Origin of the sequence: Lentzea pudingi, assembly GCF_014646255.1 — a bacterium.
Lineage (GTDB): Bacteria > Actinomycetota > Actinomycetes > Mycobacteriales > Pseudonocardiaceae > Lentzea > Lentzea pudingi.
In genome coordinates, this window is sequence record NZ_BMNC01000004.1 from 382,910 (window position 1) to 398,567 (window position 15,658).

Consider the following 15,658-nt stretch of genomic DNA (forward strand, 5'->3'; position numbering starts at 1 on the left):
GCCGTCATCGCGCATGTTCCACCGGAGCGCGCACGGACCAAAGCTGTGTAGTCGCGGTGGCTGCCACGGCAGGTGCGATCAGCCGAAGGGACAGGGTTGGACAGGACACGAGTTGTGTCATGTGTTGACCGGTCCGAGTTGCTTGATGCAGCTTGAGAGCGCTCTCATGTTCGTCGCCTCGGCAACGGGGCCGGTGGCGATCCTGCACGGACAAGGAGGAGAGCATGCGATCGACCCTGCCGAGAATCGCGCCGGTGCTGGCGCTCGTGTTGGTCGGAACCACGCTTGTGACGCCGCTGCAGGCGTCGGCGAAAGAGTTATCACCTGGTCTGCTCGCCGCGATGAGCTCGGTGTTCGGGCTGAGCGAACAGCAGGCGCGGCTGCGCCTGGAGAAGGAGGAACGCGCGTCGGTGCTCGCACCGCGCGCGGAGGCCGAGGCCGGCACCGCCCACGCGGGCAGTTGGTTCGAGGACAACCGCCTCGTCGTCGGCGTCACCGACCAGTCGGCGGCCCGCCGGGTCGAGTCCACCGGCGCCGTGGCGAAGGTCGTCAGCCGCTCGGCCGGCTCGATGAACGCCCACAAGAACCGGCTCGACGCCCTGTCCGCGACCGGCTCCGTGCCGGCCGCGGTCGCGAGCTGGCACCCGGACCCCAAGTCCGGCACCATCGTCGTCAACGTCGAGGCGGGCAAGCAGACCGCCGAGGTCGTCGCGTTCCTCGACAAGGCCAAGCAGTTCGGCGCCATCAGCGTCAACACCGCCAGCGTCCAGCAGCCGCAGCCGTTCGCGGCGGGCACCGTCGGCGGCGACCCGTACTACACCGGCAACGTCCGCTGCTCCATCGGCTTCTCGGTGCACGGCGGCTACGTCACGGCCGGCCACTGCGGCGGCAACGGCGCGGCGGTCTACGGCTGGGACCGCTCCTTCCAGGGCAACTTCGCCGGTTCCTCCTTCCCCGGCAACGACTACGCGTGGGTCCGCACCGGCGGCGGCTGGTGGACCGTGCCCGTCGTGCTCGGCTGGGGCACCGTGCCCGACTCGCTGGTCCGCGGCTCGTGGGAGGCGCCGGTCGGCACCTCGGTGTGCCGCTCCGGCTCGACGACGCGCTGGCACTGCGGCGTGGTCCAGAGCCGCAACGAGACCATCCGCTACGCGCAGGGCGACGTCCACCAGATGGCGGGCACCAGCGTGTGCGCCGAGGGCGGCGACTCCGGCGGCTCGTTCATCACCGGTGACCAGGCGCAGGGCGTGACGTCCGGCGGTTACGGCAACTGCTCCAGCGGTGGCCGCACCTGGTTCCAGCCGATCAACGAGATCCTGAACGTCTACGGGCTGCGCCTGCACACCGCCTGATCATCGGAGGACCAGCTTTAGGGCTTCAGCCTTCACACAAGCCGTTCATCTGGCGAGTCGACGAGCGGGCTCAAGACTCACGTGTCGACTCGGTCCGCGTCGAGGTACTGCATGTCTTCGACGTGATTCGTTTCTTCCCTGCCATGAGGAGCGAACGTGCATCGAACTGCGTTCCACAAGAGAATCCTTGCCCTGACGGCCATCGCACTCGCAGTGCTGGCCGTGAGCCCTGCGGCCCAAGGCGCCGTGGCCAGGGCGTTGACCGCCGGCGAGCAGCGGTCGCTGGCCCAGCGGCCTCTAGTCGAAGCAGCCGAGGTTCTGTACGCCGCCACGCCCGCCTTGTCCGGTTATGCCGGGATCACGTTGACCGACACCGCGGTCAACCTGTGGTGGAAGGGAGCTGCTCCCCACGCGGCGACCGCGGCGGTACAACGGGCCACCCGGCACGCTCCGGTTCACATCCGGCCAGCCGCGCACAGCGAGGCTGAGCTCGACGACGCCACTGCGCGGTTGCGGACCTGGCTGGGGCAGGGGGGTGAGTCCACCGCGGTCATCAAGAGCACCGGCGACGGCAGCGGTCTGGTCGTGTCCACCGACCTGGCAACTATGCAGAACAGCTCTGCCGAGGTCTCCGACATCGCGGGTGTTCCCGTCTCGGTGCGGTACGAAGAACAACTGATGCCGGTGTCGCGACAGGACGACAGTCCGCCGTGGAGCGGCGGTGCCCGCACGTGGAACCAGACCGCGAGCACCATCTGCACGTCGGGGTTCGGTGTCCGCAACGGCGCGGGCCGGCAGTTCGTCCTGACCGCCGAGCACTGCGGCCAGGTCGGCCATCGGATCGCCGACGGACGAGGTGAGTTCATCGGCAACACCAGTCACGGCCACGACGACCACGACATCGGACTGGTGCCGGCGAGTCAGGTCAGCGATCGCATGTACGTCGGTGGACGGGACAGCAACACCACCGAACACGTCGTCGGCTGGGGGCATGTCTTCGTCGGTCAGTACCTGTGCCAGAGCGGGGTGACCAGTGCTGAGCAGATCGGCGGTCCGGTGTGCGACCTGAAGGTGCTGTTCTTCTGGCAGGACAGGGAGGACCTCGTCGAGGTCGAGCAGCAGCAGGGCCAGCCCGGCGCCAGGGGTGGTGACAGCGGCGGCTCGGTGTACTCGCGCGTTTCCGGCGGCGTGCACGCCAACGGCACGGTCACCCGCGCTGCTGGGCCGCGTATGGCGTTCCAGGACTTCGCCACAGCCGCCCGCGACTTCGGAGTCGACATCCCGTGATCGCGCGCGAGGGACGGGTTCTCCGCTGACGGGAACCCGTCCCTCGTCGTGACAGGCTTTGTGTCGTTGGCTGACGACCTACCTTGGGCTACTCGGCGTTCTCCGCTTCCGGGCGCGCCTGGTTGTTGTCGAGGTCGTCGAGTTGTCGTCGAACGCGGTCGGCATGGGTGCTGTTTCGGGCTCTCCCGCTCAAGGGCTGAGTTCGTCGCGTGGAGCCACCTGCTGGATCCAGATCCGAGCGGGACATCCTAGGGCGAGGCCAGCACAGACGGCTGGCCTCGCCCTAGGATCAACAAGGCCGAAGTCGGTCTTGCTCCGCTTCCTGAACATATTCGCCCACAGGCAGCTTGGCCTGATCGTCCACGGTGGGCAGCGCCAGCCCTTGGAGGTAGGTGAAGGTGGTGAACACACCATCCGGTGCAATGGCGTCTGTGACTCGTTCCAGCAGCAGCTGTTGCTTGGCGTGGGTGAACAACGTCCACGGCAGGCAGGAGATCACCACATCCGCAGGTCCGCGGCCTTCCGCCTCCAGTACGGACTGGATGTCCGCGGCATCGGCGTGGTGAGCCGCCGCGTCGGGTTGGTGACGGCGGAAGAAGGACAGCATGCCGGAGTCGGCCTCGATGGCTATCTGGTGGCCACGACCGCCCAGCCGCGCGGCGAGCACTCTGGTGACTGCACCTATGTCCGCTCGAGCTCGGTCGGTATCGCCGCTTCCACGGCAACACCGACGGTGTGAACATTCGGTCGTGCTCCCACTGGGGTGGGTGGCTACAAGCGGTTTCGGGCCGTGGATGCTGTCGGTATGAGTGAGACTCCTGGGTCGACGCAGAATCTGCGTGCGGACGCGCGCCGCAACCACGAGCGCATCCTGGAGGCGGCGCGCGCTGTGATCGTCGAGCAGGGTGCCGGGTTCGGGATCAACGATGTCGCGATCCGGGCCGGGGTCGGGCTGCGAACGGTGTACCGGCGGTTCGCGAGGCGCGAAGATCTTGTCAGCGCGTTGTTCGAGCAGTATGTCGCCGAAGAGGTCCGCCCCCTGGTCGAGGCCGCGGTCTCGCACGACGATCCGTGGCAGGGCCTGGTGAACGGGCTTGAGGCCACGATTGTCAGCGTTGCCAACAACTCCGCGTTGCTGCAGGCGGCACAGGACACCGCGCTGGTCACACGCGCGACAACTCAGAGCTTCATCGAACCGCTCGGGCGTGCTTTGGCGCGGGCGCAGGCTGCCGGAGTGGCCCGCAAGGACCTGAACGCGGCCGACTTCCCGTCGCTCATCGCCATGGTCGTGGCCACGATGCTCGTCGTGCCCGAGCTCGACAGCGAGCAGCCCGTGCGATGGCGGCGGTACCTCGCCTTGCTCTTGGACGGGTGCCGCGCCGGCGAGGCCAAGCAGCTACTTCCATGATCGTGTCCTAGAGCACATCCGAGCTAAGTGACAGTCGTGTGCCATTTAGCGGTACCGTCAGGAGGCGAACACACGGTTCATCCCTGGGAGTTGGCAGATGCGGCCCGATACCGCGGAGATCCCTCGCTTGCCGTTCGATCGTCCGGCGGTGCTCGACATCGGACCGGTCTGGGCGGATCTGCGGGCCCGCCACCCGGTCTCTCGTGTCCTGACCCCTGCCGGCGATCCGGCCTGGTTGGTCACCGGCTACGCCGAGGCCAAGGCGCTGTTCAGCGACCCGCGGCTGGGGCGCTCGCATCGCCGGCCCGGCGAAGCCTCCCGGATTTCCAACTCCGGGTTCAACGGCGGCCCGGTCGGAGACTTCGACGCCGAGCCGGCCTTCAACGCCTGCCTGCGTCGCGTCCTGGTGCCCTCGTTATCCGCGCGTCGCATGCGGCGTCTTGAGGACGAGGTGCAGACGCTGACCGACTCGCTCGTGGACCGCATGATCGCCGAGGGTGGTGACGGCAAGGTTGTTGACCTGCACCAGCACCTTTCGCTGCCGCTTCCGATCTTCGTGATCTGCCAGCTGCTCGGTGTGCCCTACAGCCACCGCGACCACTTCAAGGACCTGTCCGAGCGCTCGGCCACGATGACCGGTGACGATCCGCTTTCGGGCGTCGTCGAGCTGTTCACGTACGCGGCGGAGCTCGCCGAGGTCAAGAAGCGGGAGCCGGGCGAGGACGTCATCACCGATCTCGTCCAGGCCCAGCGCGACGATCCTGATTTCACCGACAGCCAACTGGCCATGGTCGTCGCGGGCGTGCTCTTCGCGGGGCATGAAACCACCGTCAACCGCATCAGCATCGGAACCCTACTGCTGTTGGAGAATCCCGAGACACGCCGCCGGCTGGTCGAGGACGCGGACAGTCGAGCCCCGATCGTCGAGGAGGTGCTGCGCTTGGCAGCACCCGAGGGTTTCGGTCTCGCGCGATATGCGCGCGAGGACATCACGATCGGCGAGGTCACGATCGCTTCCGGGGACGCGGTCATCATCTCCACGCTCGCGGGCAATCGCGACGAGTGGGTGTTCCCGGATCCCGAAGCCTTGGACCCCGAGCGGCGTACCGGCGCACCTCATCTGAGCTTCGGGCACGGCGCGCACTACTGCATCGGCGCAAGCTTGGCACGGGTCGAACTCAAGATCGCGCTCACCACCCTGTTCGCCCGCGTGCCCGATCTTCGGCTCGCGGTCGACGTGGGCCAGCTGAGCCTGCACACCGAGCGGCTCACCGGCGGTTTGCACGACCTCCCGGTCACCTGGTGACCGAACCCGCCTCCACCACTTCCGCACCTCCACGAGGAGAGCCGATGACTATTGCACACGAGCTGTTCGCCGGTGGTTTCTGGGACAATCCTTATCCGGCCTACGCCGAATTGCGGGAGGCCGCGCCGGTACACCGCATCGATCACGCGGGCACCACGGTCTGGCTGCTCAGCCGCTACGCCGACGTACGCGCCGCGCTCGCCGATCCACGGCTGTCCAAGGACAAGCGCTACACACTGCCACCCGAGCAGCGCGCCGAGGCGCCGGGCCCCGCGGTGGAGATGATGGTGCTGATGGATCCTCCAGACCACACCCGACTGCGCAGGCTGGTCTCGCGGGTGTTCACGACCCGGCGCATGGAAGCGCTGCGCCCTCGCGTGGAACAGCTCAGCCGCGAGCTGGTCGACGCACTGCCGGCCACTGGGCGAGTCGACATCTTGCACGAGTACGCGTTCCTGTTGCCGGTGTTCGTGATCTGCGAGCTGCTCGGTGTTCCGCCTGAGGATCGCGACGATTTCGCCGCTTGGTCCGGTGTGGTCGTTGACGACTCCACTCCGGAAGCGTCGATGGAGGCCATGGGGAAGTTGTACGTCTACTTGTCCGGTCTCATCGAGACGAAGCGGACTCAGCCAGATGACGCGTTGATCAGCGCGTTGATCAACGACGCCGACGACGACAAGCTCTCCCATACCGAACTCGTCTCGATGTCGGTGATGCTTCTGATCGCCGGGCACGAGACGACGGTCAACCTCATCGGCAACGGTCTGCTCGCCCTGCTGACCCACCCTGAGCAGCTCGTCTCGTTGCGCGAAAACCCGGATCGCATGCCGGCCGCGGTGGAGGAGTTCCTGCGATGGGACTCCCCGGTCCACTCCCTGAGCACGTTCTACACGACCGAGGACGTCGAGTACTCAGGAGTCACGATTCCGGGCGGGTCCGTCGTGCAGGTGTCGCTCGCCGCCGCCAACCGCGATCCGGAACGCTTCCCCGACGCTGAGGAACTACGGCTCGACCGCACCGAAACCGGGCACCTGGCCTTCTCCCACGGCCTGCACTACTGCCTCGGAGCACAGCTCGCCAGGGTCGAGGGACAGGAGGCCATTCGAACCCTGATCACCGCGCGCCCGAACATGTCACTAGCTGTGAAACCCGCGGAGCTGGAATACAGGCGCAGTCGTGTCGTACGCGGTCTGAAGGAGCTGCCGGTGTTGCTGGGTACTTGAGCATCAAGCTCTCAGGCGCTCCGATCGCGATGATCGCTATGAGAATGATGCTCATGTGGACGATCACCCTCCCAACGAGATCGAATCGATGCCCGCCTGCAGGCGTCCGTCGCACTGCGAGTGGCCGGCATCATCCATTTGCGCCTCGGGGTTCGATGACAAGCGGGACGAGTGATTGATCGGCGGGAGTACCAAAGGACAAGAACAAGGCTGACCTGCGATCTATGCGGGTAGCCTGGTGGTGGAATCATCCTTCGGCCTATCTGTGCCCGATTCGCGGCCTGTGTGCGGGCGCGTTGAACCCGTGCTTTGCGTCGGCCGGGGGACAAAACCTGCTGCGATAATTTGCGGCGCGCTAATGGTAGGCGCGCGACCGCGCTGATGCATGGGCCCTTTGTGCGGCGTTTGCTCCACGAAGATGTTCACTCGTTGTTGGCCCACGATGGTCATGACGTCAGGAAAGATCTCCCTGGGAACATTGCGCCCGTGAGTGTTTTGAATGCCTAATCCGGGTGAAGCAAGGATGGCTACCGTGTTCAGACGCACTAAAATCCCGCAACGACGTAAATTCTCTACCCTCGGCACAGCGTTGACGCTGTGCGTTGCGATGATGGTGAGCAGTACCTCGACTGCGGACGCAGCGGTCATCTCCAGCGCGAGAGAGTCAGTCGTGCCGGCGGCGGCATTGAACGGGGTCCAAGTCGCGGCCGCGGGCGAAGACGTGGTCGTCTCGCTGGACCTGCAGAGCGACTACGACCGCGCCGAGCTGGACCGGATCGTCACCGAGATCCAGCAGGGCCACGCGCACCTGAGCGACACGATCCTCAGTCAGTTGCAGACCTACAGGGTGGACGTGCCGGGCTCGTCCACGGACGACTGGCACCAGTTCGACGGCACCTTCTCCACCACCCCGACGGGGCTGCAGGTCGTCATCCGAGGTGGCGAAGTCTGGACGAACGCCTCCTGGTGGGCGACCGCTCTGGCGTCCGTGGTCGGCGTCATGGTCGGCCTGGGAATCCGGATGCTGTGCGTCGGCACGCTGGTGGCGACCAATCCCGAAGCCGGTCTGGTCATCCCGGTCGCGTGCGCGATCCTCGGCGCCTTCATCGGCAGCATGACCCGCAGCATGATTCTCATGGTGATCGACGGCAAGGCCGCCGACGCGGAGGAGTGGGCGAAGGCACTGTGGACCGCGTTGATCGCCGGTTTCGGTGCAGCGCTGTGGGAAGCGGGAATCAACGTCTGGTCCAAAGAGACCTTGCCCGGCCTGCTGACGCAGTTCGGGACCTGGGTGAAGGACACGGCGAGGAAGTTGCCTGGGTACTTCTCGTCCATCCGTGACGGGTTCAGCGTCGTGGGCGACAAGCTGAAGGAAATCGGAAGCTACCTTCCGGGCCTGATCGTCCTCCCGCCGACTGGCGGCGGGGGAAAGCTGACGGTGTTGCCGTTGGGGGATTCGATCACCGCCGGCGTCGGCAGCTCGAACGGCGCGGCGTACCGCGGGGTGCTGTACGACAGGCTGGCCGCCAAGGCCGACTTCGTCGGCAGTCAGCGCAGCGGCAGCATTCCCGACCGGGACAACGAAGGGCACTCCGGCTTTCGAATCGACGAGATCGCCGCCAATGCGACTGCCTGGGCTTCGACGTACCGCCCGGACGTCGTGGCCCTGCACCTGGGAACGAACGACATGGACCGGAACTACCAGACGGCCACGGCACCGGACCGGCTCGGCGCGCTGATCGACCAGATCCTTGCGGCCAACTCGAAAACCACTGTGCTCGTTTCCTCGCTCGTACCGTCGGCCAATGCCACGACGCAGGCGCGGGTCGCCGAGTTCAACCGGCGTGTTCCGGATGTCGTCGCGCAACGGGCGAACGCCGGCAAGCACGTCCTGTTCGTCGACATGGCCGCAGTCACCACCAGTGACCTGGACGACCTGCTGCACCCCAATGACCGGGGCTACGCCAAGATGGGCAACGCGTTCTACGACGGCATCAGGAAAGCCGTGGACAAGAAGTGGATCCCCGACCCAGGACCGGGCAATCCCGCGCCAGCGGATCCGGAACCTGCAGCGAAACCGGAACCAAAACCGAACCCAGGCGACGCCAGCGCGTCTTCCGGGCTCACGCCGGGGGTCGACACCCAGGTGCGCTTCGCCGACTTCGACGGCGACGACAAGGCCGACTACGTCGTCGTGGACCCCGACGGATCTGTCCGGGTCTGGTTGAACAAGGGAGGCGACAGGGTCGTGCCCGCCTCGGAACTCCCGTACGAGGGCTGGGCGCCGCTGGGGCGGGTCGCCGCCGGAGTCGGCGTCGGCGGAAACCGCGTGCGAATGGCGGACATGACGAACGACGGGAAGGCGGAGTACCTCGCCATCAGACCGGACAACTCGGTCAGCGAGTGGATCAACAAGGGCGGCGACAGGGTCGTGCCTGCCTCGGAACTCCCGTACGAGGGCTGGGCGTACAACGGCACGGTGGCAGCCGGCGTCGGTGCCCAGCCTGGCCACGTCCAGTTCGCCAACTTCGACGGGGACGGCAAAGCCGACTACATCGTCGTCGGTGACGACGGATCGCTGAACGTCTGGCTCTTCGACGGTGGCGGAGTGGAAGGCGGATGGCGCCCCCTCGGCAAGGTCGCCGCGGGCGTCGGGGTTCCTGGAAACAGGGTGCGACTCGCCGACGTCAACAGCGACGGGAGAGTCGACTACCTCGCGGTGGGCGACAACAGCTCGGTGCGGTGCTGGCTGAACAACGGTGGCGACAGCCCGGACGGCGCCGGCTGGGTATATCTGCCGAACTTCGCGGCCGGAGTCGGGGTTTCGCCCGACCAGGTCCAGTTCGCCGACATCAACGGCGACGGCAAGGCCGACTACCTGGCGGTCGGCCCCGGCGGCTCGGTGAAGGAGTGGGAACGAACCGACGACGACTGGGCCTATCGAGGACAGATCGCAGCGGGCGTGTCGGGCGTCAGCTGAGAGCGGCGGCTGCCTGCTGAGCAGCGGAGGGGCCGGTGGCGCACGCGGCGCCACCGGCCCCTTTGCTTCCGTGGATCTACCTCTTGCTGTCGACGCGTCCGTGCGCGGCGGCGTGCTTTTCGAGTGCCGCACAAGCATCCGCCCACGCTGGGCACCCTCGCGGCGAGCGGACCGGGGGTAGGCACAGGTCATGTGAGGCGTGTTCTCGAGCCGCTCCAGGTCTTCGTCGTCGGTTTCCTTGAGGTTGTAGCCGGCGATTCCGCCGAGGAAGTGCGTGGCGTCGAGGAGAGTCAGCAGGTGGCCGGCAACCGCCGCCGCCCAGAACGGGAAGACCTCAGTAGTCGAGGTCGCGTCTGGTGACCTGGTGAACCATTCAGGGCGACGGCGACACCACGGTCGCTGCAATCGTGGGCGAGTACACCCAGATCCCGGACGGCAAGTTTGTGTTCGTTCTAAATGATGATCAGGTTCCTGACTGGGCTCGGACAGAGCCGCGAGCTGTCACGCCCTCTGGACGTGTTTGGTTAGTGCGCTGTCAGGCAGCTCTGGTCGTGGTGATGCCGCCGTCGACCGCGATCGTCGCGCCGTGCACGTACGCCGCCTGATCCGAGGCCAGCCAAGCGATCGCGGCCGCGATGTCCGCTGGCAGGCCTGCGCGCCCGGCCGGGAGGTTCTCGGTCATGCGGCGGATGACGTCGTCGGAGCCGTCGTTGATCGGGGTGCGCGTGGCGCCCGGCGCGACGATGTTGACGCGCACGCCGCGCGGCCCGAACTCGGCTGCCCAGCTGCGGGCCAGTTGCGCTTCGGCTGCCTTCGACGCGGAGTAGAGCCCGACGAACGGGTGGCCGACCTCCGCCATCCACGAGCCGACCACGATGATCACGCCCTGTCCCTGCTTCGTCATCGCGGGCGCCAGCGCGGCGGTGAGGACGTGCGGGGCACGGATGTTGACCGCGAGTGTCTGCTCCAAGTCCGCATCGGACAGTGCGAGCGTGTCCACGGCGGGGCAGACCGCGGCGTTGTGCACCAGCAGATCGATGGGGGAGCCCGCGGCGTCGGTGGCCTCCTTGGCGAACTCACGAAGAACGTCAGGAGCGGCAGTGAGGTCGGAGGCGACGAACAACGCATCGCCGCCGTTGTCGCGAATCTCCTTCGCCACGGCGTCACCGCGCGCGACGTCGCGACCGGTGACGACGACCCGCGCGCCTTCAGCGGCGAGTCGGTGCGCGGTGGCGGCGCCAATGCCGCTGGTGGATCCGGTGACGAGGGCTGTGCGACCGGTGAGTGTCTGGGTCATGCCGTCCAGACAAACCAGTTTCGGGGCGGGGTACCAGTGCGAGCGGTGCCTGGTCACGGCATGACCAGGCACGAGCCCTCGACGCTGTTTAGGCTGGTGGACGTGCCAGCAGACCGTGTCGCCCTCGGGGCTTTCCTTCGTTCGCGCCGGGACAGCCTGACCCCGGCGCAGGTGGGGATCGAACCGTTTCCCGGCCTGCGCCGAGTGCCTGGGCTGCGCCGCGAGGAACTGGCTGTTCTCGCGGGGCTCAGCCCGGAGCACTACAGCCGCATCGAGCAGGGCCGGCAGCACACGATGAGCGAGAACGTCGTGGAAGCGCTGGCGCGGGCGCTCGGACTTGACGACATCGAACGCGAGCATCTTCGCGACCTTGCCGCCCCTGTCAGACGCGCCTTGCGCGACGACAGCGCACCGCAGCAGGCGGATCCCGGCCTGCTGCGATTGATGGACAGCCTCGATGTCCCGGTGTTGCTGCTCGGCCGCCGCGGTGAGGTCCTGGCGCGCAACGGACTCCTCACCGGCGTGCTCGGGGCGCCGATGGAGCCAGGGTTCTCCTTCCTGCGCTGGCTTTTCCTTGACCAGCTCGCTCGCGAGCGCATCGTGAACTGGGCTGACTTCGCCGCCGCTGCCGTCGGTGCGATGCGGTATGAGCTCGGCAGGCACCCCGCCGACCGACGCCTCGGCGCGCTGATCGCCGAACTGCGCGCTTCCGACCCAGACGTGGCGCGGTGGTGGGATGATCACGGCGTCACCGACCGCACGTCGGTGGCCAAGCGGATCGCGCACCCAGTGGCTGGACCGCTGGAGTTCTGGATCGAATCGGTCGCCAAACCGCACGAGCCCGAACAGCGGCTGGTCGTCTACACCGTCGAACCGAACTCGCTCACCGCGCGGAACCTGCCGCTCCTCGCGGCATGGGAGACCGTCGGCTGACAGCAACGCACAGCCATACCTTGCCGTGCATCCACCCAGTTGATCTCAGGGCTGTCCACAATGGATGGGGCTGGAGACGAGCATCGTCGTCTCGGCTCGGATGTCAGCCCCGCGATCGCCCGCCTGATCGGTGCGCGCTAGGGCGATCGCCATTCAGTGAATTGGCGGAGGACGACCGGGACGTTGCTGATCTGTCGATCATGGCGCAGCACTCCTTCATGGCCCAAGGGGTGTATGCAGCGCAGGCTGCGTGACCCCCGCCAGAACTCGTTATGGCCAAGGCTGCATCGAGACTCGAACCTTTCAGGAGAGCCCAGGTCGCCAGCTCGGTGCGACCGGAAGCATCGAGCTCCGGACGGGTCGAAGTACTGCTGTCCTGACCCGGCCGGAGCTCGGCGCTGTGTCGAGGATCGATCAGATGGGCCTGACGTCGACCCAGAAGCGAATGTCGTTGCTCAGGTTCGAGGAATTGCGGTTGAGCTGGTCGCGGATCCGGTAGACGGCGGCCTTGTAGCCGTTGATGTCTCCGGTGTTCGGGTTGTTGATGCCGGTCTGACCGTTGCGGTGGCCGCCGAACCAGGTGTTCATGCCATTGCTGTTCTGGCTTTGGTGCAGGCAGGAGATGTCGGCGGACAAGTTGCTGTTGAGCGAGGCGCCGTTGTTCCACTCACCCGTGGACTGGTTGCGGAACCGGTCGCACTTGCTGCGCAACATGTACCAGTTCTGCTTGAAGATGCCGAAGTTCGCGGCGTCATCGCGCTTGTTGTCCCCATAGGGATAGTTGGTGTCCATGCGTTCGGTCTCCAGCATGGCCACGGCCAAGTCCAGCACGTTGCCGCCCGCGTTGCGCACCTGCTGCTTGCGGGTACCCAGACCACCGATGCTGTACGACCCGCAACGCATTCCCGAGGGACAGGCGGTCGTGGCGTTGCCATCGGCCGGGCCTCCGCGCACTACGCACGACCTGCTGTTCTCCCAGCCCCATCCATCCCCGTCAGGATCTGTAGCACTTTCGTTGACGCAGCAGAGGTAGCCGTTGGGTGCGTTCTCCGCCCACGCCGACCCTACTGACAGCGATGCCCCGGCGAGTACCAACGTCAAGGCAGCCATGAGCGCGGATAGTCTCCGCATGCGCTCTTACTCCCTCGTGAGTTCACGTGTTGAGCAGGCGACGGTCCAATCAGGATGGGTGGACCAATTGGTCAAGTCAATGACCCGCAGAGACACGTCGAAGGTGTCAAGAATCTCCTATATCGATTAAGTCGGTCTCTTCCCGTCGAATTCGACGAGTTTTCGATAGGTTGCCGTACTGCGTTAGGGTGAACCTGCCGCTGTAGGCGCCTGAAACATGTCTGTCCTGCAGTTTTTTCAACTGGTGAACGGTGTCGAGTGGGTGGCGTGGTCGGCCCGAGCGCAGGATTAGGTGTCTGTCGATGGGCGTGCCTGAACGTTGCGTGATCCTCTCAACTGCGGCTTAGCGAATCTCGATCGTTAGATATCAACAACTGTTGATATTGTGTCGCCGCCAGCGTAAGGTGCGTAAGGAAGGCGTCGTGGCCATCGAACAGTGGTGGGGGATAGTCCTCCCGCGCTATCGCAACGGTGTGGCGCGCAAGGGCAGTCGGCACCATGGTGACTGCTGCGAGCGGTGCGCCAGAGCTGGGTGCAAGCGGAATAGGGCCAATCGTTTAGCGCTGTCGACGCGTTTAATGTTTCTCTGAGAGAGGCGTGAGCATGAATTCTGGCACCGTCCTGATCACCGGCACATCGTCAGGCATCGGACTGGCTACGACAGTCGCCGCCGCGCGGGCCGGCTGGCGCGCGGTCGCCACGATGCGCGACACGTCGCGGGCCAAGGCGTTGCTCGCGGAGCTGGACAGCGCCGGCCTGACCGACCTGGTCGACGTGCGGCACTTGGACGTCACGGACAGGGACTCCGTCGATGCCTGCATTCGTGGGGTCGTAGCCGACTACGGCCGACTCGACGCGCTGATCAACAACGCGGGGTCCGGACATGTCGGCACCCTGGAGCAGGACACGATCGAGACGATCCGCGAGGTGATGGAGGTGAACTTCTTCGGCGTACTCGCGGTCACCCGTGCTGCTCTGCCGCATCTGCGAGCGGCTTCCGGGCGGATCGTGACGATCACCAGTGTTGGCGGTGTCGTCGGCCAGCCGTTCAACGAGGCGTACTGCGCGGCGAAGTTCGCCGTCGAGGGGTTCATGGAATCGCTCGCACCGGTCGCCGCCGGCACGGGGGTGAAGGTGATCGTGGTCGAGCCGGGCGCGGTGGCCAGTGAGTTCGTCGGCAACACCGGTGTGCAAGCCGTCGACATCGACGCCAACGGGCCGTATGCGCCCGCACTGCGTGCCTATCTCGAGCGAACCAGTGGCGCCTTTGCCGACGCGCAGACGCCAGCCGATGCGGCGGCCTCGATCGTCACCGCTTTGACGTCCGACACGCCGCCTTTTCGCGTGCAGACCTCGGACCGGGCTCGAGCGTTCGCCGGTGTGAAGCTCGCGGACATGGACGGCTCTGCTGTCCAGAACACTCTGAAGGCGTGGCTGGGCTGAACCTCGCATTTGGGCATTCGTCGTGCCGACGGGCGGAAGTTGTCCGGACGTGCCCTTTCACCTGTCTGGGCTCAGGGAAAAGTTCCGCATTTGTGCAGTCCTATCGGATCTGCGACCTCGAGCTTGTGTACGCCGAGCGTCAGAGCCAGCGCTTGAACTTGAACACGCCCCAGAGCCCGACACCCAAGCCGAGCATGAGCACCACCGCGAAGGGATAGCCCCACAGCCAGTGCAGCTCGGGCATGTGGTCGAAGTTCATTCCGTAGACGGAGGAGATGAGGGTGGGGGTGAAGAGGATCGCCGCCCAGGACGAGATCTTCTTGACCTCTTCGCCCTGTTCGATGGTTTCGCGTGCGAGTTGCCGGCTTTCCTCGCCTTGAGCGAGGCTGGCGCTGGACATGCGCCGCATCGCCTCGTTCTGCTCCAGGGATACCAGGGTCGAGTGGACGGTGAGCGCGTTCTCCAGCAGTGATCGGCAGGTGTTGACTCGTTCGGTGATCCGGATGACGTGGTCGAGGACGTTGCGAAGCCGGTTCTGGACGTCGTCGCCGGTGCCGTAGCGTCCGGCGCCGCGCAGCAGGCCCTGCACCATTGTCGGAAGTGGACCGATGGCGCGCTGGAACGAGAGCACCTGTTCGATCAGCCGGTAGATGCGCTGCGACAACGCGGGGTCGACGTGGCCGTCGATGAACAGGCTGTCCTCGACCTGGTCGATGTCTTCCTCGAGTCCGGAGACCATCGGTGCGTATCCGTCGACGATCTCATCGAGCAAAGCCGTCAGCATGGCCTCGGGGCCGGTGCCGAGAAACTCCGGTTCTGCTTCGAGCGCCTCGCGAGTGGCCGCCAGGTCTGGACGGTTGCCGCGACGGAGGGTGAGAACGAACCTCGACCCGACGAACAGATGTACTTCGCCGAACTCGACTCGTTCGGTGTCATCGTCATACGTCCCAGGGCGCAGGACGACGAACATGGTGTCGCCGTAGCGTTCCAGTTTCGCGCGTTGGTGGCCTTTCCGTGCGTCCTCAATGGCCAGTGGGTGCAGGCCGAACCTCGCCGCGGCTTCGTCCAGCGTCGCGGGATCTGGCTCTCTCAACCCTATCCAGGCAACGGCACCTTCGCCCTCGAGCGCCTCGGCTGCTTCTTCGAGACTGTGGAGTTCTGCCGTCCGGTGTCCGTTGACGTAGATGTGACCGTCTATCCGCGCCACCCGACCACCCTTCTTCGATCTTGGTGGTGTCAGCCTGCCGGGAGTTGCGCCCTCCCGCTCGTTCAGGCCGAGTCAGCACCGCTCAGTCGGG

The 15,658-nt window shown here is 66.0% G+C and carries 12 protein-coding genes; 8 read left to right on the top strand and 4 right to left on the bottom strand.

Going from position 1 to position 15,658, the window contains the following annotated elements:
* The first annotated feature begins 224 nt into the window (after positions 1-224).
* Positions 225-1,352 carry a S1 family peptidase gene (locus tag IEY88_RS17165; RefSeq protein WP_189155755.1) on the top strand — a complete coding sequence of 376 codons (1,128 nt, stop codon included), beginning with the start codon at positions 225-227 and terminating at the stop codon, positions 1,350-1,352.
* Between the two features lie 156 nt (positions 1,353-1,508).
* Positions 1,509-2,639, top strand: coding sequence for a chymotrypsin family serine protease (locus tag IEY88_RS17170; protein ID WP_189155756.1), 1,131 nt, complete (start codon positions 1,509-1,511; stop codon positions 2,637-2,639).
* Positions 2,640-2,928: 289 nt separating this feature from the next.
* Here IEY88_RS17170 and IEY88_RS17175 read toward each other — a convergent pair whose 3' ends face one another.
* Positions 2,929-3,306 (bottom strand): class I SAM-dependent methyltransferase, encoded by a 378-nt coding sequence (locus IEY88_RS17175; RefSeq protein ID WP_189155757.1) that lies wholly within the window; start codon positions 3,304-3,306, stop codon positions 2,929-2,931.
* 138 nt (positions 3,307-3,444) lie between these two features.
* Between IEY88_RS17175 and IEY88_RS17180 the strand changes: the two genes are divergently transcribed.
* The 4 genes from IEY88_RS17180 (at position 3,445) to IEY88_RS17195 (ending at position 9,556) form a co-directional block, all read left to right on the top strand.
* Positions 3,445-4,047 (top strand): TetR/AcrR family transcriptional regulator, encoded by a 603-nt coding sequence (locus tag IEY88_RS17180; protein ID WP_189155758.1) that lies wholly within the window; start codon positions 3,445-3,447, stop codon positions 4,045-4,047.
* 97 nt (positions 4,048-4,144) lie between these two features.
* Positions 4,145-5,353: a cytochrome P450 gene (locus tag IEY88_RS17185; protein ID WP_189155759.1), complete on the top strand. Its 1,209-nt coding sequence runs from the start codon at positions 4,145-4,147 to the stop codon at positions 5,351-5,353.
* A gap of 44 nt (positions 5,354-5,397) precedes the next feature.
* Positions 5,398-6,576 carry a cytochrome P450 family protein gene (locus tag IEY88_RS17190; RefSeq protein ID WP_189155760.1) on the top strand — a complete coding sequence of 393 codons (1,179 nt, stop codon included), beginning with the start codon at positions 5,398-5,400 and terminating at the stop codon, positions 6,574-6,576.
* 670 nt (positions 6,577-7,246) lie between these two features.
* A complete protein-coding gene (locus IEY88_RS17195; protein ID WP_189155761.1) occupies positions 7,247-9,556 on the top strand; it encodes a GDSL-type esterase/lipase family protein in 2,310 nt (769 codons plus the stop codon).
* Positions 9,557-10,091: 535 nt separating this feature from the next.
* Here the strand turns inward: IEY88_RS17195 and IEY88_RS17200 are convergent.
* Complete coding sequence (locus IEY88_RS17200) at positions 10,092-10,853, bottom strand: SDR family NAD(P)-dependent oxidoreductase (RefSeq protein ID WP_189155762.1); 762 nt, start codon at positions 10,851-10,853, stop codon at positions 10,092-10,094.
* Between the two features lie 102 nt (positions 10,854-10,955).
* On the opposite strand from IEY88_RS17200, the gene IEY88_RS17205 reads away from it, so the two are divergent.
* Positions 10,956-11,786 carry a helix-turn-helix transcriptional regulator gene (locus IEY88_RS17205; protein WP_189155763.1) on the top strand — a complete coding sequence of 277 codons (831 nt, stop codon included), beginning with the start codon at positions 10,956-10,958 and terminating at the stop codon, positions 11,784-11,786.
* 414 nt (positions 11,787-12,200) lie between these two features.
* Here the strand turns inward: IEY88_RS17205 and IEY88_RS44280 are convergent, their stop codons facing one another.
* Positions 12,201-12,896, bottom strand: coding sequence for a carbohydrate-binding domain-containing protein (locus tag IEY88_RS44280; protein WP_229693468.1), 696 nt, complete (start codon positions 12,894-12,896; stop codon positions 12,201-12,203).
* Between the two features lie 624 nt (positions 12,897-13,520).
* Here IEY88_RS44280 and IEY88_RS17215 point away from each other — a divergent pair.
* On the top strand, positions 13,521-14,360 hold the full coding sequence (locus IEY88_RS17215; protein WP_189155764.1) for an SDR family oxidoreductase: 840 nt from the start codon (positions 13,521-13,523) through the stop codon (positions 14,358-14,360).
* A 139-nt stretch (positions 14,361-14,499) separates the two neighbouring features.
* Here the strand turns inward: IEY88_RS17215 and IEY88_RS17220 are convergent, their stop codons facing one another.
* Positions 14,500-15,567, bottom strand: coding sequence for a magnesium and cobalt transport protein CorA (locus IEY88_RS17220; RefSeq protein WP_189155765.1), 1,068 nt, complete (start codon positions 15,565-15,567; stop codon positions 14,500-14,502).
* Positions 15,568-15,658: the final 91 nt, after the last annotated feature.